This is a genomic window from Lysinibacillus sp. COL-1 (assembly GCF_059814265.1).
Window position 1 is genome coordinate 435,810 of the sequence record NZ_JCAWSJ010000002.1, and the last position, 23,051, is coordinate 458,860.

Sequence of the window (23,051 nt, forward strand, 5' to 3'; positions counted from 1 at the left end):
TTTCAAATTTTGATTTGGCAGCTTGCCACTAAACTAGGAAGCACTGTAATGTTTCTTTTCAAAAAGTAAAAATTGGAGACAGTTACACTTTTTGTTGTAGATACAGGAAGGAATTAAAATGTATGGCCAAGAATGTTGAAGAGCTATTCACGCTACAGCCAGTCGTAATGAAGCAACTTCAAACGATTTTTGACAAAAATAGATTAGCACATGCATATATTTTTGATGGCGAAAAAGGGACAGGCAAGGCAGATATTATGACCTTTTTTGTCAAATTAATGCTATGTGAGCAACCAAATGGAAATGTTCCATGTGAAACATGTCGAAATTGCAGACGTGTGGATTCGGGAAATCACCCAAATATTCATCAAATTTATCCAGATGGTCAATTTATAAAAATTGATCAAATGCGAGAACTTATTGGCGAGATGAAAATGATGGGTGTAGAAGAAGGGCGTAAAATCTATGTGCTTCATCATGCAGACCGTCTGAATACAGCATCAGCCAATATGATACTTAAATTTTTAGAGGAGCCGGATGGAGAAGTAACTGCCATATTATTAACAGAGCAAATGCAGTCAATACTTCCAACAATCCGTTCTCGTTGCCAACATATCAAATTTCAAAAAATGCCACGTCATGTTTTGTTGAAGCACTTACAGGACAATAATATTTCGGATTCGATGGCTTCAACAGTAAGCATGATGACAAACGAGCTCGAAATGGCTATATTTTTGGCAAATGATGAGCAGTTTGCACTCGCTCGAAAAACAGTGTTAAAATTAGTGGAGGCCATTCGGCAAAATGTACACGAGGCAATGCTTATTGCACATGAAGAGTGGTTACCACATTTTAAAGAAAAAGGCGAGATGGAGCAAGCATTGGATTTACTACTATTTGCTTACCGTGATATAGTGTCAATAAAAGCTAATCCCGAGGCAGCTTGTACTTATCCAGACATGTTACCACTATTTAAAGAAGTTGCGTTACATTCCACTTATGAGCGACTATCAAGTCAAATGGAATCTATTTTACAAGCGCGCGCCTCTTTACAACGTAACATGAATAGGACGTTATTGATTGAGCAGTTAATGCTAAATCTGCAGGAGGGATATACATTTGTATAATGTAGTAGGAGTCCGCTTTAAAAAGGCGGGTAAAATATATTATTTTGATCCGGCATCATTTCTACTAGAAGATAGTCAATATGTTATTGTAGAGACAGCTCGCGGGGTAGAGTATGGAAAAGTAGTTGTCCCTCAAAAAGTAGTAGGTGATAATGATGTTGTATTACCACTAAAACAAGTACTTAGACCAGCAGATGATCGTGATCGTATACAAGTAGAGGAAAATGCAGCTGAGTCGAAACGTGCATTTGAACTCGCTAGTACTAAAATTATAGAGCATAATTTAGAAATGAAACTTGTAGATGTTGAATATACATTTGATCGTAATAAAATTATTTTTTATTTTACAGCTGAAGGACGTGTTGACTTCAGGGATCTTGTAAAAGATTTAGCTTCGGTTTTTAGAACACGTATCGAACTTCGCCAAATTGGTGTGCGTGATGAAGCAAAATTATTAGGTGGTATCGGCCCATGTGGAAGAATGCTTTGTTGCTCCACATTTTTAGGTGATTTTGAGCCAGTTTCTATTAAAATGGCTAAAGATCAAAACTTATCTTTAAATCCTTCAAAAATATCAGGTCTTTGCGGACGTTTAATGTGCTGCTTAAAGTATGAAAATGATGAATATGAAGAGGCAAAAGAGGGCATGCCAGATATAGGTGAGGTAGCGATGACACCAGATGGTCGCGGGAAAGTTGTAGGGTTAAATGTGCTGGAAAGACTTATTCAAGTATATTTACATGAGCAGGAACGCACAGTTGAGTATACACTAGAAGAACTGCTAGCATGCGAAAAAAATCTTATTTAAGATAGAGAATTTAACGAGGTGGCTTGGGTGAAGGACCGTAATTTCTTGGATACCGTTATGGAGTTCGAACAACAGCTCGAAGCAATGCAGGAGCAATTTGGTGCATTGAAACAATTTGTAGCGTTAATGATGGAAGAGCATAAGGCGCTTGAAACAGAAAATCATCATCTTCGTACACGTCTGGAAGAACTACTTTCTAATACAAACTCCGTACAAGCTGCTGAAGTAAAGAAAGAGAGTCCTCTAGATATAGGTGAAGGTTATGATAACCTAGCTCGCTTATACCAGGAAGGCTTCCACGTTTGTCATGTTCATTTTGGAAGTTCACGTAAAGGTGAAGATTGTCTGTTTTGTCTATCATTTTTAAATAAACAAAATGTGTAATAGAAGGCTGATTCCCACTACGGTGGTATCAGTCTTTTGTTTTGTAGCGTAGGAGGAATAAGCATGGAAAAATGGTTAAAGGATGATGAGCGATTAGACTATTTATTGGCGGAGAATTTGCGTATTATTCAAAGTCCCTCCGTCTTTTCGTTTTCGTTAGACGCAGTGTTGCTTTCAAAGTTTGTCAATATTCCCTATCATAAGGGAAAAATTGTTGATTTATGCTCAGGAAATGGCGTAATTCCTCTCTTTTTAAGTGCACGTACAAAAGGGGAAATTACGGGAGTTGAGATTCAGCCCCGTTTATTTGATATGGCAGAGAGAAGCATCCATTACAATCAACTGGAAAACCAAATTCAAATGATTCTTGGTGATGTAAAAGAAATACCAAAACACTTAGGCATAGAACAGTATGATGTTGTTACCTGCAATCCTCCCTATTTTTTAGCACATGAAGCAAGTGATAAAAATCTCAGTGAACATCATGCCATTGCACGACATGAATTATATTTAACATTAGAAGAAGCCATCCAATCTGCAAGTAAATTATTAAAGCAAGGTGGCAAGGCGGCATTTGTCCATCGTCCAGGTCGATTATTAGATATTGTTACAGCTATGCGAGCAAATCGCTTAGAGCCCAAACGGATGCAACTCATTTATCCGAAAGAAGGCAAAGAAGCCAATACATTATTAATAGAAGGAATAAAAGATGGAAAACCGGATTTGAAAATCTTGCCACCCTTGTATGTCTATGATGGCAATAACGAATATACAGCAGAAGTGAGAGACATTCTTTATGGAAAAGAGCAGTAATCACTACTTTTATGTGCTAGAGTGTGCGGATCAAACCCTTTATGCAGGATATACAAATAATATAGAAAAGCGTGTTGCTGTACATAACGCTGGTAAAGGGGCAAAATATACAAGAGCTAGAGGCCCAGTGAAATGTATTTATAAAGAAATGTTTGAGACAAAGCAAGAAGCAATGCGTGCTGAATATGCTTTTAAGCAATTAACAAGAATGCAGAAAATAAACTATATAAGGAGGGGTGAATCGTGAAATCACAAAAAAGTACAATACACGATCTGACAGGTTGTTTATATCTGGTAGGAACGCCTATTGGAAATCTAGAGGATATGAGTGTACGTGCACTTCGCATTTTAAAAGAAGCCGATATTATTGCGGCAGAAGATACTAGAAATACAAAGAAGCTATGTAATTACTTTGATATCGAAACACCATTAATCAGTTACCATGAACATAATTTAGCAGTAGGTGGCGAAAAATTATTATCTATGCTTCACGAAGGGAAAACAATTGCATTAGTAAGTGATGCGGGTTTACCTTGTATTTCTGATCCAGGTGCGGACATAGTTGAAAAAGCAATTGCCCAAAACTTTCCAGTTGTGCCAGTACCAGGTCCCAATGCTGCGATTTCAGCATTAATTGCCTCTGGATTAACACCACAGCCATTTTTCTTTTATGGGTTTTTGAATCGTGGAAAAAAAGATCGACGCCAGCAGTTAGAGCAATTAAAAAAACGTCAAGAAACTATCTTATTATATGAGGCACCTCATCGCTTAAAAGATACATTAAAAGATATGGAAGCAATACTCGGAAACCGTCGCGTTGTCCTCGCGCGTGAGCTGACAAAGAAATTTGAAGAGTTTTTACGCGGCACATTAGCTGAAGCTGTAGAATGGTCGCAAACCCAAGAGATTCGTGGAGAGTTTTGTATTGTTCTTGAAGGCAATAGCTCTGCCGAAGAGGAAGATGAACATGCAAAGGCTTATTGGGAGACAATGTCCATTATTGAACATGTTGATTTCATCATAAATCAATCGAATATAACATCAAAAGAAGCCATTAAGGAAGTAGCCAAGTTGAGACAAGTAGCTAAAAGAGATGTTTATAATGAATATCATAGTCAATAATAGTAAAGAGTTACCTTACTAAGGTAGCTCTTTATTTGATTTTAAATTGATAATAACTGTAAATAATAGTACCCTTAAATAGAAAGGTCTGACATGGACATTATATGGGGTTTAGAAATTGGGTATAGTAAATTATATAAATAGAAACACCTAAATCATTGTATTTGATTTAGGTGAGCAATCAATTATTTTTTTAAATTAGATTGGATTTCTTTTACTAACATTTCAGCGCCTTCTGGACTTAAAATTAATTTGCCTCCAACTAGACGGAAGTTATCATCGGAAACTTCACCAGTAACAGCACATGTCATATTAGGCATATATTTTTTTAAGATGATTTTATCGTCATCCACATAGATTTCTAAAGCGTCCTTTTCAGCAATACCTAGCGTACGGCGTAACTCGATAGGAATTACTACACGACCTAACTCATCGACTTTACGAACAATCCCTGTTGATTTCATAATAGATTTCCTCCTAATTATTAAAAGTTATATTGGTATTTCGTCAAATTTCGACATAATTTCCTTGTCTGATAGTTATCATACCAAGTAATGCCATAAACGTCAATTAATTAATACACTAATATTATGCTTTCTAAAAAATTTTTTTGAGAAGAATGCAGTTATTTTATTCATTTTAAAAGGTTTTTAATAAATATTTTCAACAATAGTAAAAAAGATTCTTATTTAAGTCATTTAATGGATTCAATATATTATTCGACAATTTTCGCATATGATAAACTTTCATTGAAACGAATTTGGTACTTCGTTAGAATAGAAAGTATATTGTAAAACAATGGAGGCAGTTCTTGTGAGTGAAAAACAAAAAACATTCTATATAACAACACCCATTTACTATCCAAGTGGGAAATTTCATATTGGTACGGCATATACAACCGTTGCATCTGATACTATTGCACGCTATAAACGTTTACGTGGTTATGATGTTCGTTTTTTAACAGGAATGGACGAACATGGGCAAAAAATACAAGAAAAAGCAGCCGAAGCGGGGAAACACCCTCAAGATTATGTAAATGAAATTGCAGATGCTGCGAAAAAGCTTTGGTCTTTAATGGATATTTCTTATGATGATTTTATACAGACGACGCAAGAGCGACATACGAAAGCTGTCGAAAAGATTTTCCAAAAGTTTTTAGATAATGGTGATATTTATAAAGGCCAATATGAAGGCTGGTATTGTACACCATGTGAGTCATTCTTTACAGAAACTCAATTAGTTGATGGGAACTGTCCAGACTGTGGTCGACCAGTACACAAAGTAAAAGAAGAATCGTACTTCTTTAATATGAAGAAATACGCAGATCGTTTATTAACTTATTATGAAGAAAACCTAGAATTCATTGAGCCAGAATCACGAAAAAATGAAATGATTAATAACTTCATTAAACCAGGGCTAGAAGATTTATCAGTATCAAGAACGTCCTTCGATTGGGGGATTAAAGTACCTGGGGATCCAAAGCATGTCATTTATGTATGGGTGGATGCATTAACGAATTATATTACAGCTCTAGGGTACCTGTCTGACGATGAAACACTATTCAACAAGTACTGGCCAGCAGACGTACATGTAGTAGGGAAAGATATTGTGCGCTTCCATACAATTTATTGGCCAATTTTCTTAATGGCGTTAGATTTACCATTACCGAAAAAAGTATTTGCACATGGTTTTATTATGATGAAAGACGGTAAAATGTCTAAATCAAAAGGCAATGTCATTTATCCAGAAATGTTAATCGAACGTTATGGCCTAGATGCGACACGTTACTTCCTTTTACGTGAATTACCATTCGGCTCTGATGGTGTATTTTCGCCAGAATCATTTATTGAACGTACAAACTTTGATTTGGCGAACGATTTAGGAAATTTACTAAATCGAACTATTTCAATGATTAATAAATATTTTGATGGTATTATTCCTACAGAAAATCTTCAATCAACAGAATTTGATGCAGCATTAAAAGAGCAAGCTGAGTCGGTGCGTATTAAATATGAAGAAAGTATGGAAAAAATGCAATTTAGTGTTGTTCTTGCTGACTTATGGACACTGGTGTCGCGTACTAATAAATATATAGATGAGACACAGCCTTGGGTGTTAGCAAAAGAAGAGTCAGATAAGCCAAAATTAGGAGCCGTTATGCGAAATTTGGCAGAGAGCTTACACCAAATTGCTGTCATGTTACAACCATTTATGACAACAACACCGAAACGTATGATCGATCAGTTAGGTTTAGATGACAAATTCTTAGCATGGGATACAATTGAAACATTCGGCAATACTATTCCAACAAACATTAAAGTGGTAGAAAAAGGGATACCAATTTTCCCACGCTTGGAAAATGAAGTTGAAATTGCTTATATTCGTGAGGAAATGCGTGGCTCTGTGAAAACAACACAAGAAGAAGAGACTAAAAAGACTCCAGAGACTGACGAAAACCCAGAAATTCCTGAAATTACCATTGATGATTTTATGAAAATTGATTTGCGTGTGGCGACTGTTACGGCATGTGAAACTGTTCCAAAAGCAGATAAATTATTAAAGCTTCAAGTGGATCTTGGATATGAGCAACGTCAAGTAGTTTCAGGTATTGCAAAATTCTATACACCTGATGAATTAATCGGTCAAAAAGTGATTGTCGTAGCAAACTTGAAGCCAGTTAAACTACGTGGTGAATTATCACAAGGAATGATTCTAGCTGGTGAAAAAGATGGAATTTTAAAATTAGCATCAGTTGATCCAAAACTAGAAAATGGTGCGAAAGTAAAGTAACAAACTAAGAAAGGCCTGCTGAATACATATTATTCAGCAGGCTTTTCAAATCTGTTAGAGAAATTAGGTTATTGTTATTTTGAAATAATTTATATGGTGTGAAAAATGTGATTTTATGGGTATATAGAATTATTGCAAGTATTGTCGATTAAGTGGAATGTCACAATACCGAATGGTTTGTAACAAAATTGTAATGCTTACGAAAAATATGAAATAATAAATTTTAATAAAATCGATGTTAGGAGAATGAAGATGTTTATTGATACACATGTACATTTGAATGCAGATCAGTATGAGGAAGACCTTCAAGAGGTAATTGATAGAGCCCTTGAAGCTAGAGTAGAGAAAATGGTTGTTATTGGTTTTGACCGTAAAACCATTAATAGAACAATGCAATTAATAGAGCAATATGATTTTGTTTATGGTGTCATTGGCTGGCATCCAGTAGACGCTATTGATTGTACGCAACAAGATTTAGATTGGATTGAGGAATTAGCTGCACATCCAAAAATAGTTGGCATTGGTGAAACAGGTTTGGACTATTATTGGGATAAGTCACCAAAAGAAGTTCAACAAGCACTTTTCCGCAAACAAATTCAATTAGCGCAAAAGTTAGGTTTGCCAATCATTATTCATAACAGGGATGCAACAGGGGATGTTGTACAAATTTTGCGTGAAGAAAACGCAGCATCCGTAGGGGGTGTTATGCACTGCTTTAGTGGGAGTGTAGAAACAGCACGTGAATGTATAGCTATGAATTTTATGATTAGTCTTGGTGGACCAGTGACATTCAAAAATGCACGTCTGCCAAAGGAAGTGGCTACGGAAATACCTCTAGAGCACTTGATGATTGAAACAGATGCACCATATTTGGCGCCACATCCACATCGAGGTAAGCGTAATGAACCAAGCTTTGTGCCCTTAGTTGCGGAGGAAATTGCGCGATTGAAGGGGTTAACAATTGAGGAAATTGCACAAGCAACTACCGCCAATGCGAAAATTTTTTTTGGGATTGACAATTAACTAGCTTAGATGCCTCCAATACAGGGTTTGTGGTTGGCAAAAACATAGAAGTCAATTTTCAGAGAAATACTTTCGGGTTGACAGTGCCAAAACTAGTCCGTATAATCCAACCTTGTATTAAGGAGGCGTTTTTTCATGTCAAATAATTCCATGAAAAACTTGTTCTTAGGATCATTGAGGAGTAAGCAAGCAGTGATAAGAATTATTTCACTTGTCCTGTTTGTATCTGTAATCTCTTTCGTACTTTATCAAGGTACGAAAAAAGCCGTAACGCTTGAAGCAAACGGAGAAACAATCGAAGTTTCAACACATGCCAAAACTGTAGAACAATTATTACAAGATCGAAATATAGATGTAGCAGCGCATGATAAAATATCACCCTCTCTGAACACCAAAATTGTTAATGGATTAGCAATTCAATGGGAACAGGCAAAAGAAGTAACTATTTCAGTTGATGGAAATCAGTCAAAAGTTTGGACAACTGAAACACTAGTGAAAGACATTTTGAAGGAAGCAAATATTGAAGTATCTGAACACGACTCTTTAGCACAAGGTCTAGATACTGAACTAGGAGCAGAGAACAAAATCGATATTCAAAAAGCGTTTCAAGTAGCGCTTGTCGATGGCGTAAACAAAAGACAAGTATGGTCCACTTCGACTACGGTCGCTAACTTTTTAAAACAACAAGGAATTCAGTTAAATGAATTCGATCGTGTCGAAAATAACCTGGAGGACGTTATTACTCCACAGAGTAAAATCGCAGTAGTTCGCGTAGAAAAGGTTATCGATGTAGTGGAAGACTCTTTAGATTTCGCAGTTGAAAAGAAGCAGGATGCTTCATTGCAAAAGGGGAAACAAAAGGTAGTGGCAACGGGCGAGAAGGGCTCAATTTCTCGTACGTATGAAGTTGTCAAAGAAAATGGCAAGGTTGTAGCTAAAAACCTACAAGCAGAGGCAGTTTTAAAAGAGCCAAAAAAACAAGTCGTTGCAGTTGGCACAAAAACAGTCGTTGCAAGTGCAGCAACTGTGTCACGTGGTTCAGCAGAGCCAGCTAGTGGTAAAGAATTCTATGTAACGGCAACAGCTTATACACCATATTGCAACGGTTGTACTGGTACATCAGCAACTGGTATAAACTTGCGTTCAAATTCTGGTATGAAGGTAATCGCAGTTGACCCTTCTGTTATTAAATTAGGCTCAAAAGTATGGGTTGAAGGCTATGGTACAGCTATCGCTGGAGATACTGGTGGCTCAATTAAGGGTAATAAGATCGATATACTTGTACAAACAGATGCTCAGGCACGTAACTGGGGACGTAAGAAAGTGCGTATTAAAGTATTAAATTAAAAAAATTGTAAAATTAATCAAAATGTTATTTCACTAATGGAGCTTTCCTGTTTTGACTGGCAGGGAGGCTTTTTTTTGTTTTAACAACTGTTTAAACAGTAAGTACAACAAACGCCCCTTGAAAGAAGGCGTTGGAATGCTAATTATTAGCAATGTTTGACGGTACGTTCGCTAGAAGGCTCGTTCAAACCCTGTATTTCTGTACAAACGGTATCTTGCAGTTGTAAAATGGTCAGAAGATAAGGTAGATAGAAAAGAGGAGTCTTTTTGCAAATAAAAGAAATCATTGTCGTTGAAGGAAAAGATGATACGACAGCTATTAAGCGTGCCGTACAAGCAGATACTATAGAAACAAATGGATCTGCTATCTCTGAAGAAACATTGAAGCGAATCCAACATGCTCAAGAAAAGCGTGGTGTTATTGTATTTACGGATCCTGACTACCCAGGACGTCGAATACGTGCCATTATTGAAGAGCGTGTTCAAGGAGTGAAACATGCCTTTTTACCAAAAGCCAAAACAATTGCGAAGAATGGTAAAGGCTTGGGGATTGAGCATGCAGCTGACGATGATATACGTGAAGCATTACGACATGTCTATACCCCTAAACAAGATGTGCCAAACGAAGATGATATTACACTGGAAGATTTAATGACAGCGCGTTTGATTGGCTATCCACAATCAAAACAGCGACGTGATCGACTGGGAGAAATTTTAAATATCGGTGCTACAAACGGTAAACAGCTTCATAAAAGGTTAAAAATGTTTCAGATTACAGAACAGCAATTTGGTGCGGCGGTCGCACAGTTAGATCAGGAGGAAAATGATGCATAAGGATATTGCAACACCAATTCGTACACAGGAAATTTTAAAAAAGTATGGATTTTCATTTAAAAAAAGCTTAGGACAAAACTTTTTAATTGATCCTAATATTTTACGAAATATTGTAAGTCACGCAAATTTAACAGAAAATAGTGGCGCAATTGAAGTTGGTCCTGGTATTGGTGCCCTAACAGAGCATTTGGCGAGAAGTGCCAAAAAGGTTGTTTCCTTTGAAATTGATCAACGTTTATTACCTGTGCTAGAAGACACACTTAGTCCATATAATAATGTGTCTATTATCCACTCTGACATTCTTAAGGCAGATGTTGCAAAGATTATTGCGGAGGAAATGCCAGGTATTGAAGATATTATGGTCGTTGCCAATCTACCGTATTATGTTACTACCCCAATCTTAATGAAATTGCTAAATGACCGATTACCAATCCGAGGTTTTGTTGTCATGATGCAAAAAGAGGTGGCTGATCGTATAACGGCTAAGCCTGGAACGAAGGAATATGGTTCATTATCTATTGCGATTCAGTATTATGTTAAGGCTGATATTGCTATGACTGTACCAAAAACAGTGTTTATGCCACAACCAAATGTCGATTCAGCGGTTATTCGGCTCATCAAGCATGACGAGCCACCAGTAAAAGTAATAGATGAGGATTTTTTATTTGTTGTGACTCGAGCATCTTTTGTTCAAAGAAGAAAAACAATCTACAATAATCTGCAAGCTGGTTTACCAAATGGGAAGGCACAAAAGGAACAAATTTTACAGGCATTAGAGGCAGCTACAATTGAGCCAACTCGTCGAGGAGAAACACTTACTATTCAAGAGTTTGGAAAATTAGCCGATGCACTATATCCTGTGTTTGCAAAGTAAGAATTTTTGTTAACATTTTTTCATGGATGTAAAAAAATATATGCTTTTTATAAAAAATAAGTTGACAAGATTTATAATGGGCTGATAAAATATTATATTTTGTTGACATTTTTGGGCGATTCGCTTATACTAGTTAGTAGTGAGGTGTAAGCGAAAATGCCAAAAACTTTAGCGGACATTAAAAAGTCGTTGGATTGTCATTTGGGTAAACGTTTGCAATTAAAAGCAAATGGTGGTCGCAAGAAAACGGTTGAGTGTGCAGGGATATTACGTGAGACATATCGCGCTATCTTTGTAGTAGAGCTCGATCAAGAAGACAATACGTGCAAGCGCGTATCGTATAGCTACACAGATATTTTAACTGAAGCAGTAGAGATTACATTTTTAGACGAAGCAAAAGCTGCTGTCGCAAAATAGTTTCTAGTACTTATTTCTATATTTTAGAAACACTCATGTATGTTAAAAACTACATGAGTGTTTTGCGTTTTCACGGGCATACTAAATTCGTCAGTTGTTAAAGGAGGAGTTTATATGCCTAGAAAAGGTATCATGTCACCTCGATTAAAAGAAGAGATCGCAAAAGAGCTTGGATTTTATGATGTTGTGCAAAAGGAAGGCTGGGGCGGCATAAAAGCTCGAGATGCTGGTAATATGGTCAAACGTGCCATAGAAATGGCTGAACGGGCAAGTAATGAGCAAGAGCATAAGTAGGCTATTTTTATTAAAGTAGTCATCTTATAAAGTTTCATTCAGCAAGGATGAAAATCCTTACTGACACAACAAATACAACTGACGAGAGAGAGCCGTTACTCCGAACAGGGTAAACGGTTCTTTTTTTCCATTTTCGCATTCTCATTATGGTAAAATAAAATGAATAATCTTGCGCGAAAAAAAGAACTGTTTATACGTGTAGCTATAAGGGAGGAAGAAAGATGCTTTATGTAAAGGCGCCTGCAAAAATCAATTTAACATTAGATGTACTTTATAAAAGGCCAGATAATTTTCACGAAGTAGAGATGGTTATGACAACTGTCGATTTAGCTGATCGTATCAGTCTTGAATCTCGAGAAGACGGTGTTATTCAAATTATTTCAACAGATAATTTTGTACCAAATGATCATCGTAATTTTGCGTATCAGGCAGCGCGTCTCATTAAAGATACATACGGCATTAGGCAAGGTGTATCCATTACTATTGAAAAGGAAATACCCATTGCGGCTGGACTTGCAGGTGGCAGTAGTGATGCAGCAGCTACATTAAAGGGACTAAATGAGCTTTGGGATTTAGGGTTATCGATAGATGAATTAGCGGAGCTGGGTGCTAAAATTGGCTCGGATGTTTCGTTTTGTGTCTATGGTGGCACAGCACTCGCTACAGGCCGTGGAGAAAAAATAGCTGAATTACCAGCCCCTCCAAACTGTTGGGTTGTATTAGCAAAGCCTAAAATTGGCGTGTCAACGGCTGAGGTATATGGGGGTCTTAAGGTTGAAGGGTTGAAACATCCAAATACCAAGCAAATGATACAAGCGATAGAAACAAAAGATTATGAGCTATTATGTTCTTCATTAGGAAATGTTTTGGAAACTGTAACATTTAACTTACATCCAGAAGTTGTGATGTTAAAAGAACAAATGAAACGCTTTGGTGCAGATGCTACGTTAATGAGTGGAAGCGGCCCGACTGTGTTTGGACTAGTTGATAGTGAAGCTCGTGTTAGTCGCATTTATAATGGTTTACGTGGTTTTTGTGAGGAAGTTTATGCAGTGCGAATTTTAGGTGAGCGGAATACGCTTGCTTAGAAACGCAAATTTGTGTTAATTTTACCTATAAATATTCGTGTTTAGGAGAGGGTCGCATGAAATGGAAGCGTAGTGAACGACTAGTTGATATGACGTACTACTTACTAGAACATCCACATCAGCTGATCCCGCTAACTTATTTTTCAGAACTATATCAATCTGCGAAGTCATCCATTAGTGAGGATTTAACGATTGTAAAGGAAACATTCGAAGAAAAAGGAATCGGGTTATTGATGACAGTGCCAGGTGCTGCTGGAGGAGTAAAGTATATTCCGAAGATGTCCGAGGCAGAAGTACGTTTAGTCATTCAGGATTTAAAGGCAGAGCTTGAACATTCAGATCGATTGTTACCAGGCGGTTACTTATTTATGACAGATTTGCTAGGAAACCCAGATTTAATAAATCGTGTAGGGAAGGTCTTTGCTTCTGCCTTTGCAGATCAACAAATTGATGTCATAATGACTGTAGCAACTAAGGGGATATCCATTGCCCATGCCATTGCAAGACATTTAAATGTACCAGTAGTAGTTGTGAGAAGAGACAGTAAAGTAACTGAGGGCTCTACAGTTAGCATTAACTATGTGTCTGGTTCTTCCAGAAGAATTCAGACAATGGTATTATCAAAAAGAAGCATGAAGAGTGGACAACGTGTGTTAATTACTGACGACTTTATGAAGGTCGGTGGTACTATGAACGGCATGAAAAATCTATTAGAGGAATTTGACTGTCAGCTAGCAGGCATCGCGGTGCTTGTGGAGGCTGAGCATGCCGACGAAACTTTAGTAGATGATTATTATTCACTTGTAAAGCTTCATGAAGTGAACGAAAAAGATCGTACAATTGCATTAAGTGAAGGTAACTATTTTTCTAAAAGGGGACATGACAAATGAAAGTAGTAGCAACAACAAATGCGCCAGCAGCCATCGGACCATATTCACAGGGGATTATTGTTAACGGTATGTTTTATAGCTCTGGTCAAATTCCATTAACAGCTACAGGTGAATTAGTGGAAGGCGATATTACTGCTCAAACAAATCAAGTGTTCGCTAATTTAAAAGCAGTTTTAGCGGAAGCTGGAACTTCTTTAGATCATGTTGTGAAAACAACGGTCTTTATGAAAGATATGAACGACTTTGTCGCAATGAATGAGGTTTATGCAGGCCATTTTGGTGACCATAAACCAGCACGTTCAGCTGTAGAGGTAGCTCGTCTTCCGAAAGATGTAAAAGTAGAAATCGAAGTTATCGCAATCGTAAAATAAAATAATTCGTTAAGTTCCCTAAAGAGAAACGCTCTTCTTTTTAGGGAATTTTTTTAAGCTGACAAACAATTGTCAAAAATTCCGTATATAAGAAAAAATATTATTCTAATAAGTATTCAAATTTTTTAGAAAATTTGATAGACTATTAAAAGGAAAATATTCGGTAATTGAGGATATGATATTTTCATGAAGGCATCTAAGAAGAGAGGTGGTGAGAAAATGGAAGTTACTGATGTGAGATTACGTCGAGTACAGACGGATGGTCGCATGCGTGCGATTGCTTCCATTACACTTGACAATGAGTTTGTTGTTCATGATATTCGTGTAATTGATGGAAATACTGGTTTATTCGTAGCTATGCCAAGTAAACGAACACCGGATGGGGAGTTTAGAGATATTGCCCATCCAATTAATTCTGACACTCGAAATAAAATTCAAGAGATCATTTTAAACGCCTATCATAACTCTAGCGAAATAGAGGAAACGGGCAAAGAGGAAGAATTAGAGGGTATTGGTGTGTAATAAAAAGGGAATAAATACCTATTAAAGGATTTGCTACAAATTAATGTGTAGAAAATGAGGAAGAACTCTTCTAGTAGGAAGGGTTCTTTTTATTTTGATAAAAAGAGAATATGAGTAATTTTAGGATATACTTCATGACAATCGAGCATAAGGTGCAATGGATTTTGTAATTCATCTTTTTGTCAACTCTACATGCCTTGAAAATAGATGAATTTTGCTATATAGTCATAAGAGAAAATGAGCGTATTGGAGGACTTACAGATGAGCAATATTTTTGCTGTCATTTTGGCTGCAGGTCAAGGTACACGTATGAAGTCCAAATTATATAAAGTGCTCCATCCAGTATGTGGGAAACCAATGGTGCAACATGTGGTGGATCATATTCAAACGTTAGATGTAAATCGCATTGTAACGGTTGTTGGACATGGTGCAGAGAAAGTGCAACAACAGCTTGGAGATAAAAGCGAGTATGTTCTGCAGGCCGAACAGTTAGGTACAGCTCATGCTGTTCAACAAGCTGAGGCTATTTTAGGTAACGAAGAAGGAACTACATTAGTTGTATGTGGGGATACACCACTAATTCGTCCTGAAACAATGCAGGCTTTATTCGAACATCACCAAGCAAAGAATGCTAAAGCAACTATTTTAACAGCGATTGCGGAAAATCCAACTGGCTATGGTCGTATTTTACGTGGCGATAACGGACAGGTTGAGCAAATTGTTGAGCAAAAGGACGCTTCAGCAGAACAGCAATTAGTAAAAGAAATAAACACGGGCACATACTGCTTTGATAACAAATTGTTATTTGAAACATTGAAGCTTGTGAAAAATGACAATGCACAAGGTGAATATTATTTACCGGATGTCATTGAAATTTTACAAAAGCAAGGTGATATTGTTGAAGCTTATGTCACTGATGATTTTGAAGAAACATTAGGTGTCAATGATCGTGTAGCTTTGTCACAAGCTGAGACATTAATGCGTACGAGAATCAATGAAAAACATATGCGTAATGGTGTCACAATTATACATCCTGAAACAACGCATATTAGCGCAGACGCAGTTATTGGGCGCGATACGGTTATTCAACCAGGCTCAATGATTGAAGGTGCCACTGTTATCGGTGAAGATTGCATAATTGGACCAAATACTCAAATTGTAGATAGTCGCATTGGTGACCGCACAACTGTACATTCTTCTGTTGTACGTGAAAGCGCTATTGCGGATGATACAGCTATTGGGCCATTTGCTCATATTCGACCACTTTCAGACATCGGTAGCCATGTGAAAATTGGTAACTTTGTAGAAGTGAAGAAAAGCAAGCTAGATAATGACACGAAAGTATCGCATTTAAGCTATATTGGTGATGCAGAAATAGGCAGTAACGTCAATATTGGCTGTGGTTCCATTACAGTAAATTATGATGGAAAAAACAAGTTCAAAACAATTATTGAAGATGATGTATTTGTAGGATGTAATACTAACTTAGTAGCACCAGTGAAAGTTGGAAAAGGTTCATTTATTGCAGCAGGTTCTACAATTACTAAAGAAGTTCCTGAAGACGCACTAGCAATAGCTCGTGCACGACAAGAAAACAAACCGAATTATGTAAGCAAATTAAATTCAAAATAATTATCAACTAAACAGGAGGCCATCATGCCGTATCATTATGCAAACTCACAATTAAAAATATTTTCACTTAATTCCAATAATCCATTAGCTCAAGAAATTGCGCAGGAAATGGGCGTTGAATTAGGTAAATCTTCTGTTAAGCACTTCAGCGATGGAGAAGTTCAAATTAGCATTGAAGAAAGTATTCGTGGTTGTGATGTGTTTATCGTGCAGTCTACTTCTGCACCAGTAAACGAACATTTAATGGAGCTTTTAATTATGGTAGATGCAGTTAAACGTGCGTCTGCTCGTACAGTAAACGTTGTAATGCCTTATTATGGTTATGCACGCCAAGACCGTAAAGCAAAGGCGCGTGAGCCAATTACAGCTAAATTAGTGGCTAACCTACTTGAGACTGCTGGTGCAACACGTGTTATCGTATTAGATTTACACGCACCTCAAATCCAAGGCTTCTTTGATATCTTAATTGACCACTTAATGGCGGTACCATTACTATCTGATTACTTCAAATCTAAAGGTATTCCAGATGATGAAATCGTGATTGTTTCACCAGACCATGGTGGGGTAACACGTGCTCGTAAAATGGCTGAACGATTAAAAGCACCGATTGCAATTATTGACAAACGTCGTCCGAAACCAAATGTTGCGGAAGTTATGAACATTGTTGGTAATGTTGATGGTAAAGTGGCAATCTTGATTGATGATATTATTGATACAGCAGGTACAATTACAATTGGTGCCGATGCTTTACGTGCTGCTGGCGCTAAAGAAGTTTATGCTTGCTGCTCACACCCTGTATTATCTGGCCCAGCGATTGAACGTATTGAAAACTCTTCTATTAAAGAATTAGTTGTGACAAATACAATTCAGTTGCCAGCAGAGAAAAAATCGCCTAAAATTACGGAGCTTTCTGTAGCTAAATTAATGGCTGATGCTATTTCTCGTGTTTATGAAAACAAATCTGTAAGTACTCTATTTGATTAATAAATATGGCGAGTTAAAGACAAATCTACCTTTTTGGGTGGATTTGTCTTTTTTATATTCATTTTTGTGAAGATGACGTAATAGATGAGTGCTTTTGGTGTGAATCATCTCACAAAGGGGTATAATAGATAATGTGTCTTAATAATATTTACTCTAAGTTAAAAAATAGAGCTAAATATTATCATAGCCTTCAACAAATACATTGTTGATAAGGCGTAAATAATTTTCTTGGAAGGGGAATAAAGAGGTATGAGTACAGTATTAAGTGTTACAAGGCGCGAAACTGGGCATCGTTCGACATTAACCCAACTTAGAAAAGGGGGAGCCATTCCTGCAGTTATTTACGGCTATAAGTTAGATTCAACCCCAATTTCTATTGCTGCAAAAGATTTTAAAAAATCCATTCAAAAAAATGGGCAAAATAGTGTGTTTTCACTAGAGTTAGAGGGGAAAAAAGTGAATGCTGTTGTGTCAGAGGTACAGCAATGTTCATTGAAAGATGAAGTAAATCATGTCGACTTTTTAGCTATTAATATGGCTGAAGAGTTAGAAGCTGATGTTCCGATTAAATTACTTGGTCAGTCAGTTGGAGTAAGTGAGGGCGGTATTTTAATGCAGCCTAACTTAGAATTGAAAGTGAAAGTAAAACCTGCGGCGTTACCTGAATCAATTGATGTTGATATTTCAGCATTGAAAATCGGGGAAACCCTAACGGTAGCAGATATTCGTGAAAAAATACCTGTTGAAATCATCAGTGAAGATGACTATATATTAGTAACCGTTGTGGCGCCTCCTTCTGTAGGGGAAGAGACTACAGAAAGTGTGGAAGAGCAAGTATAAAAGTAAATAATGGGTAAGGCTAATAAGGAGGCTACGGCTTTCTTATTAGCCTTTTTTTATGTCAGTAGGATTGTACAAAATGCTTTCTAGGTGTGCTATATGGTAAAATAATGACTATTAGATTGGAAAGAAGAGAGAGGTACTTATGAAAATTATCGTTGGATTAGGAAATCCAGGTAAACCTTATGAACATACAAGACATAATATTGGCTTTGATGTTATTGATGCATTAGCAGAAAAATGGGGAACACCTTTAACAAACTCGAAATTTAATGGGATGTATACAACTGTACATCGACCTGAGGGAAAGGTTCTACTTGTTAAACCTTTAACATATATGAATTTATCAGGGGAATGTGTCGGTCCCCTTATGGATTATTTTGATATTGATGTAGAAGATTTGATTGTTATTTATGATGACTTAGATTTAGAAACAGGTAAATTACGTCTGCGACAAAAAGGAAGTGCAGGTGGTCATAACGGCATTAAATCCTTAATTCAGCATCTTGGTACTCAGGAATTTAATCGTATCCGAGTAGGGATTAGCCGCCCGCCAGCTGGTATGAAGGTAGCAGACTATGTATTAGCAAGATTTTCAAAGGACGATCAAGGTCTTATTGAAGAAGCCATTGAAAATTCTGTAAATGCTGTTGAAGCATCTCTTTCAAAGCCATTTCTTGATGTGATGAATCACTTTAACGCTAGCAAATAGATGGAATGCCACTAATAAATTTCCGTTAAAGTCTTTGGATAATTGGACTGGTTTAAGGTGAATGACTACAGACCTTTTACTATCATGACAGCTGATGTTTGTAGTGATTAGTCTTTACTACAAGCAAAAATCAATTCTCTAATTTTCAAGTTATTGCAATGCGGATGCCATTGGAAAGTGCATAATCCGTTTTATAAATGTCTATACTTTAAGTAGAAAGCTGCTTAAAGGAGGATGATTTGGAGATGTCAGTTCGCTACCGATGTCGGCATTGTGAAGTAGAAATAGGGACACTACCATTTGATGCAGATGATACAATTCGAAAATTGCATATTTTTGAATTGGGAGAAGCAGATGATTATGTTGAGAAAGATCAACATGGACAAACGACTGTGCACTGCATTTGTGAGCAATGTGAGGATTCGCTGAAACAATATCCAGATTATCACGCACTCAATAAATGGATTCAATAATTGGAAGGATGCTTTGACGCACTTCATGTGTGTTCAAGGCTTTTTCCATTTTATAAAATAGCTGATAAGAAAGATAAATAAAATAGTACTAGAATAATAGCATTGAAAATTTAGAATTTTATGCTGAAAGGAGCTTTTGACTGTGGAGGTTTTACGACAGCTTGTGTCGCAGGATAAACATATTACATCATTTTTACAGGAGATTCAGAGCGGTCAAACTGCATCACAGCTTATTACTGGTTTAACAGGAAGCGCACGCCCCGTAATGGTCGATGCGTTATTTGAGCATGTGAAGAAGCCAATCTACATTGTTTCTCCTAATCTACTGCAGGCACAAAAGATGGTTGATGAGCTTGCTGGATTATTAGGTGAAGAGCATGTTCATTATTATCCAGCGGATGAGTTCATTGCAGCAGACCTTTCTGTTGCTTCACCAGAACTACGTGCGGAGCGAATTGCAACACTCGATTGCTTAGCTAGAGGTGAGAAGGCTGTCTACGTCATACCAGTGGCAGGTTTACGGAAAATAATGCAGCCTAAGGAACATTGGCTACAATATTTTTTACAAACAGCTGTAGGCGATGAGATTGAAATAGATACTTGGTTACAAACATTAGTTGAAATGGGCTATGTGCGTAATTCAATGGTAACGACACCTGGAGAATTTGCGTTGCGCGGAGGCATACTAGATATTTATCCACCTTATTTGGAAGCACCTATTCGAATTGAATTATTTGATACTGAGGTTGATTCCATACGAACATTTTCAGCAGATGATCAACGTTCGATTGATAAATTACAAAAGATTCGTATTCTTCCTGCTTCAGAGGTCATTCTAACTAAGTTAGAAAGGCAGGCATTAGCAGGCCGTTTAGAAGCGGCATTGGCTGCAAGCCTAAAGAAGGTAAAAAAGCAGGAGACAAAAGAACTTCTGTATCAATATATTCAATATGATATTGAATTGTTACAGCAAGGGAATTTACCCGACTACGTAAATAAATATGGCTCATTATTATACGATAAAACAGCTTATTTAGGAGATTATTTTGCACAAGATGGTATTGTGCTCTTTGACGAGCTTGGACGCATTCAGGAAGTGATGGATGCATGGGAACGTGAAGAGGATGAATGGTTTTTATCTTTAATTGAAGAAGGAAAAATGGTTCATGATGTCAAACCTGCCTTTACATTAAAAGAAATACAAGCAATGTTGTCACAACAGAAGCTATCATTTTCATTATTTTCAAGAACATTTGCTGGAATAACGTTTAATAAGACAACTAATTTCTCTTGTAAGCCAATGCAGCAATTTCACGGACAAATGTCATTGCTTCAAACTGAAGTCGAACGTTGGTTACTTGGTAAATTTACCGTACTGATTGTTGCAAGAGATAAAGAACGTGTTAAACGGGTTCAGCACATGCTTGGAGAATACGATATTCATACGGCTATTGGTGAACCAACAGAACCTGGTATTTATATAGTAGATGGTGGCTTGTCGAGTGGCTTTGAGTTGCCACTGCAACGTTTAGCAATTGTGACAGAAGACGAGCTTTTTAAACAGCAGGCAAAGAAAAAAGCACGTACACAAAAAATGACTAATGCTGAACGTATTAAAAGCTATACGGAAATTAAACCAGGTGATTATGTTGTACATGTTCATCATGGGATTGGTAAATATATTGGTGTAGAAACATTAGAGGTCAATGGTACACATAAGGATTATTTGCATATTCGCTATCGTGCAGACGATAAACTATACGTACCTGTAGAACAAATAGACTTAATCCAAAAATATGTGGCGTCAGAGGATCGTGAACCGAAGCTACATAAATTAGGTGGCGCTGAATGGAAAAAGGCTAAAGCGAAGGTATCTTCTGCTGTACAGGATATTGCCGACGATTTAATTAAGCTATATGCGAAGCGTGAAGCTGAGAAGGGGCATGCTTTTACACCTGATAATGATGACCAGCGTAATTTCGAGTCATTGTTCCCTTATGAGGAAACAGAGGATCAGCTACGTTCTATTGTAGAAGTGAAACGAGATATGGAGCGAGAACGCCCTATGGACCGTTTAGTGTGCGGTGATGTAGGCTATGGTAAAACCGAGGTAGCCATTCGTGCAGCATTTAAAGCTATTCAAGATGGTAAACAGGTTGCATTCCTCGTTCCTACAACGATTTTAGCCCAGCAGCATTATGAAACCATCCGTGAGCGCTTTCAGGATTTTGCCATTAATGTTGGCCTGTTATCTCGTTTCCGAACGAAAAAGGAGCAGTCTGCCACATTAAAAGGCTTAAAAGAGGGGCGCGTTGATATAGTTATAGGAACACATCGAATTTTATCTAAAGATTTAATTTTCCAAGATCTTGGTTTGTTAATTGTTGACGAAGAACAACGCTTTGGTGTGACACATAAGGAAAAAATTAAACAGCTAAAGACAAATGTTGATGTTTTAACTTTAACGGCAACTCCAATCCCGAGGACACTTCACATGTCAATGGTAGGAGTCCGAGATTTATCTGTTATTGAAACGCCACCAGCTAACCGATTCCCGGTTCAAACGTATGTGATGGAGCACAGTGGCGCATTAGTGCGAGAAGCTATTGAGCGGGAAATGGCGCGTGGCGGACAAGTGTTTTATTTATATAACCGAGTAGAAGATATGGCTCGAAAGGTTGAGGAGATTCAAGTGCTTGTCCCTGAAGCACGTATAGGCTTTGCGCATGGAAAAATGACAGAGTCAGAGCTGGAATCTGTGATTTTAGCCTTTTTAGAGGGTGACTATGATGTGCTTGTTACAACAACCATTATTGAGACAGGCGTCGATATACCAAATGTGAATACATTAATTGTTCATGATGCTGATCGCATGGGCTTAGCGCAGCTCTATCAATTACGTGGACGTGTTGGTCGCTCTAACAGGGTAGCCTATGCGTACTTTATGTACCAACGTGACAAAGTATTGACAGATGTAGCAGAACAACGATTGCAGGCAATTAAAGAATTTACTGAGCTAGGCTCCGGCTTTAAAATTGCTATGCGTGATTTATCTATTCGGGGAGCAGGTAACTTACTTGGTGCGCAGCAGCATGGCTTTATCGATTCAGTCGGCTTTGATTTATACTCACAAATGCTTCAGGATGCCATTGCTGAACGTCAAACAGGTGTGAAAAAAGAAGAAAAGCCAGATATAGAAATATTGCTAAGTGTTGATGCTTATATCCCTGATGCCTATATTCCAGATGGGTATCAAAAAATCCAAATGTATAAACGTATTAAGGCAATGGATCAGGTGGAGGAGTACGAAGAAATCATGGAGGAATTGGAGGATCGATTTGGCGATCTTCCAATAGAAACAGAGCGTCTACTACGAATAGCAAGAATGAAGGTTTGGGGCTTAGGTGCTGGAGTAGTATCTGTAAAGGAAAAGCAAAAAATTATTACTATCCTATTATCCGAACAGGGGACAGCCAATGTCGATGGCAGTAAGATTATTGAAGCGTCAATGAAGTTTGAGCGTGCTGTTGGCTTTGGTATGGATGGCATGCAGTTGAAATTAACAATCGATGAGCGTAAGAGCGGAAAATATCAACCCTTTGATATTTTGGAAGAGCTAATGCAAATTATCGATAAGGCAAAAAAATAGCAAAAGGCTAATCTTATCTTTTTATGGAAGAGATAAGATAGCCTTTTTATTTTTCCA

24 protein-coding genes are annotated in these 23,051 nt (G+C 37.4%); 23 read left to right on the forward strand and 1 reads right to left on the reverse strand.

Going from position 1 to position 23,051, the window contains the following annotated elements:
* Positions 1-122: 122 nt before the first annotated feature.
* The 6 genes from holB (at position 123) to rsmI (ending at position 4,254) form a co-directional block, all read left to right on the forward strand.
* Entirely contained in the window at positions 123-1,127 is a 1,005-nt protein-coding gene (holB, locus tag AC6BKE_RS02660; RefSeq protein WP_036122279.1) for a DNA polymerase III subunit delta', read from the forward strand.
* Complete coding sequence (locus AC6BKE_RS02665; RefSeq protein ID WP_141905706.1) at positions 1,120-1,935, forward strand: PSP1 domain-containing protein; 816 nt, start codon at positions 1,120-1,122, stop codon at positions 1,933-1,935. Before holB ends, AC6BKE_RS02665 begins: the two co-directional genes overlap by 8 nt.
* Positions 1,936-1,962: 27 nt before the next feature.
* Entirely contained in the window at positions 1,963-2,319 is a 357-nt protein-coding gene (gene yabA, locus AC6BKE_RS02670) for a DNA replication initiation control protein YabA (RefSeq protein WP_004229222.1), read from the forward strand.
* Between the two features lie 63 nt (positions 2,320-2,382).
* A complete protein-coding gene (locus tag AC6BKE_RS02675) occupies positions 2,383-3,132 on the forward strand; it encodes a tRNA1(Val) (adenine(37)-N6)-methyltransferase (protein ID WP_036122296.1) in 750 nt (249 codons plus the stop codon).
* Positions 3,116-3,379, forward strand: a complete 264-nt coding sequence (locus AC6BKE_RS02680) for a GIY-YIG nuclease family protein (protein WP_036122300.1) — start codon at positions 3,116-3,118, stop codon at positions 3,377-3,379. The genes AC6BKE_RS02675 and AC6BKE_RS02680 overlap by 17 nt, the downstream gene beginning before the upstream one ends.
* A complete protein-coding gene (gene rsmI / locus AC6BKE_RS02685) occupies positions 3,376-4,254 on the forward strand; it encodes a 16S rRNA (cytidine(1402)-2'-O)-methyltransferase (RefSeq protein WP_499855779.1) in 879 nt (292 codons plus the stop codon). The genes AC6BKE_RS02680 and rsmI overlap by 4 nt, the downstream gene beginning before the upstream one ends.
* A 185-nt stretch (positions 4,255-4,439) precedes the next feature.
* Here rsmI and abrB read toward each other — a convergent pair whose 3' ends face one another.
* Positions 4,440-4,718: a transition state genes transcriptional regulator AbrB gene (abrB, locus tag AC6BKE_RS02690; protein WP_004229214.1), complete on the reverse strand. Its 279-nt coding sequence runs from the start codon at positions 4,716-4,718 to the stop codon at positions 4,440-4,442.
* 334 nt (positions 4,719-5,052) lie between these two features.
* On the opposite strand from abrB, the gene metG reads away from it, so the two are divergent.
* From metG to mfd, 17 genes are all read left to right on the forward strand, one after another.
* Positions 5,053-7,044, forward strand: coding sequence for a methionine--tRNA ligase (gene metG / locus AC6BKE_RS02695; RefSeq protein WP_036122305.1), 1,992 nt, complete (start codon positions 5,053-5,055; stop codon positions 7,042-7,044).
* 252 nt (positions 7,045-7,296) lie between these two features.
* Entirely contained in the window at positions 7,297-8,067 is a 771-nt protein-coding gene (locus AC6BKE_RS02700) for a TatD family hydrolase (RefSeq protein WP_271912007.1), read from the forward strand.
* A 135-nt stretch (positions 8,068-8,202) separates the two neighbouring features.
* Complete coding sequence (locus tag AC6BKE_RS02705; protein ID WP_036122310.1) at positions 8,203-9,414, forward strand: resuscitation-promoting factor; 1,212 nt, start codon at positions 8,203-8,205, stop codon at positions 9,412-9,414.
* Between the two features lie 267 nt (positions 9,415-9,681).
* Entirely contained in the window at positions 9,682-10,248 is a 567-nt protein-coding gene (gene rnmV, locus AC6BKE_RS02710) for a ribonuclease M5 (protein WP_036122312.1), read from the forward strand.
* Complete coding sequence (gene rsmA, locus AC6BKE_RS02715; protein ID WP_036122314.1) at positions 10,241-11,122, forward strand: 16S rRNA (adenine(1518)-N(6)/adenine(1519)-N(6))-dimethyltransferase RsmA; 882 nt, start codon at positions 10,241-10,243, stop codon at positions 11,120-11,122. The genes rnmV and rsmA overlap by 8 nt, the downstream gene beginning before the upstream one ends.
* Before the next feature lie 156 nt (positions 11,123-11,278).
* Positions 11,279-11,539 (forward strand): biofilm formation stimulator Veg, encoded by a 261-nt coding sequence (gene veg, locus AC6BKE_RS02720; RefSeq protein ID WP_004229199.1) that lies wholly within the window; start codon positions 11,279-11,281, stop codon positions 11,537-11,539.
* Positions 11,540-11,653: 114 nt separating this feature from the next.
* A complete protein-coding gene (locus AC6BKE_RS02725; protein ID WP_036122317.1) occupies positions 11,654-11,833 on the forward strand; it encodes a small, acid-soluble spore protein, alpha/beta type in 180 nt (59 codons plus the stop codon).
* Positions 11,834-12,054: 221 nt separating this feature from the next.
* Positions 12,055-12,921 (forward strand): 4-(cytidine 5'-diphospho)-2-C-methyl-D-erythritol kinase, encoded by an 867-nt coding sequence (gene ispE, locus AC6BKE_RS02730; protein ID WP_036122319.1) that lies wholly within the window; start codon positions 12,055-12,057, stop codon positions 12,919-12,921.
* A 56-nt stretch (positions 12,922-12,977) separates the two neighbouring features.
* On the forward strand, positions 12,978-13,811 hold the full coding sequence (gene purR, locus AC6BKE_RS02735; protein WP_004229190.1) for a pur operon repressor: 834 nt from the start codon (positions 12,978-12,980) through the stop codon (positions 13,809-13,811).
* On the forward strand, positions 13,808-14,182 hold the full coding sequence (locus tag AC6BKE_RS02740; protein ID WP_141905713.1) for a Rid family detoxifying hydrolase: 375 nt from the start codon (positions 13,808-13,810) through the stop codon (positions 14,180-14,182). The genes purR and AC6BKE_RS02740 overlap by 4 nt, the downstream gene beginning before the upstream one ends.
* A 219-nt stretch (positions 14,183-14,401) precedes the next feature.
* Entirely contained in the window at positions 14,402-14,704 is a 303-nt protein-coding gene (gene spoVG, locus AC6BKE_RS02745) for a septation regulator SpoVG (RefSeq protein WP_036122325.1), read from the forward strand.
* A gap of 261 nt (positions 14,705-14,965) precedes the next feature.
* Positions 14,966-16,336, forward strand: coding sequence for a bifunctional UDP-N-acetylglucosamine diphosphorylase/glucosamine-1-phosphate N-acetyltransferase GlmU (glmU, locus tag AC6BKE_RS02750; protein WP_141905714.1), 1,371 nt, complete (start codon positions 14,966-14,968; stop codon positions 16,334-16,336).
* 24 nt (positions 16,337-16,360) lie between these two features.
* A complete protein-coding gene (locus AC6BKE_RS02755) occupies positions 16,361-17,320 on the forward strand; it encodes a ribose-phosphate diphosphokinase (protein WP_036122331.1) in 960 nt (319 codons plus the stop codon).
* A gap of 249 nt (positions 17,321-17,569) precedes the next feature.
* Positions 17,570-18,160 (forward strand): 50S ribosomal protein L25/general stress protein Ctc, encoded by a 591-nt coding sequence (locus tag AC6BKE_RS02760; RefSeq protein WP_036122334.1) that lies wholly within the window; start codon positions 17,570-17,572, stop codon positions 18,158-18,160.
* A gap of 145 nt (positions 18,161-18,305) precedes the next feature.
* A complete protein-coding gene (gene pth, locus AC6BKE_RS02765; RefSeq protein WP_036122336.1) occupies positions 18,306-18,872 on the forward strand; it encodes an aminoacyl-tRNA hydrolase in 567 nt (188 codons plus the stop codon).
* A 245-nt stretch (positions 18,873-19,117) separates the two neighbouring features.
* Positions 19,118-19,345: an anti-sigma-F factor Fin gene (locus tag AC6BKE_RS02770; RefSeq protein WP_004229176.1), complete on the forward strand. Its 228-nt coding sequence runs from the start codon at positions 19,118-19,120 to the stop codon at positions 19,343-19,345.
* A gap of 142 nt (positions 19,346-19,487) precedes the next feature.
* Entirely contained in the window at positions 19,488-22,994 is a 3,507-nt protein-coding gene (mfd, locus tag AC6BKE_RS02775; protein ID WP_036122341.1) for a transcription-repair coupling factor, read from the forward strand.
* Positions 22,995-23,051: the final 57 nt, after the last annotated feature.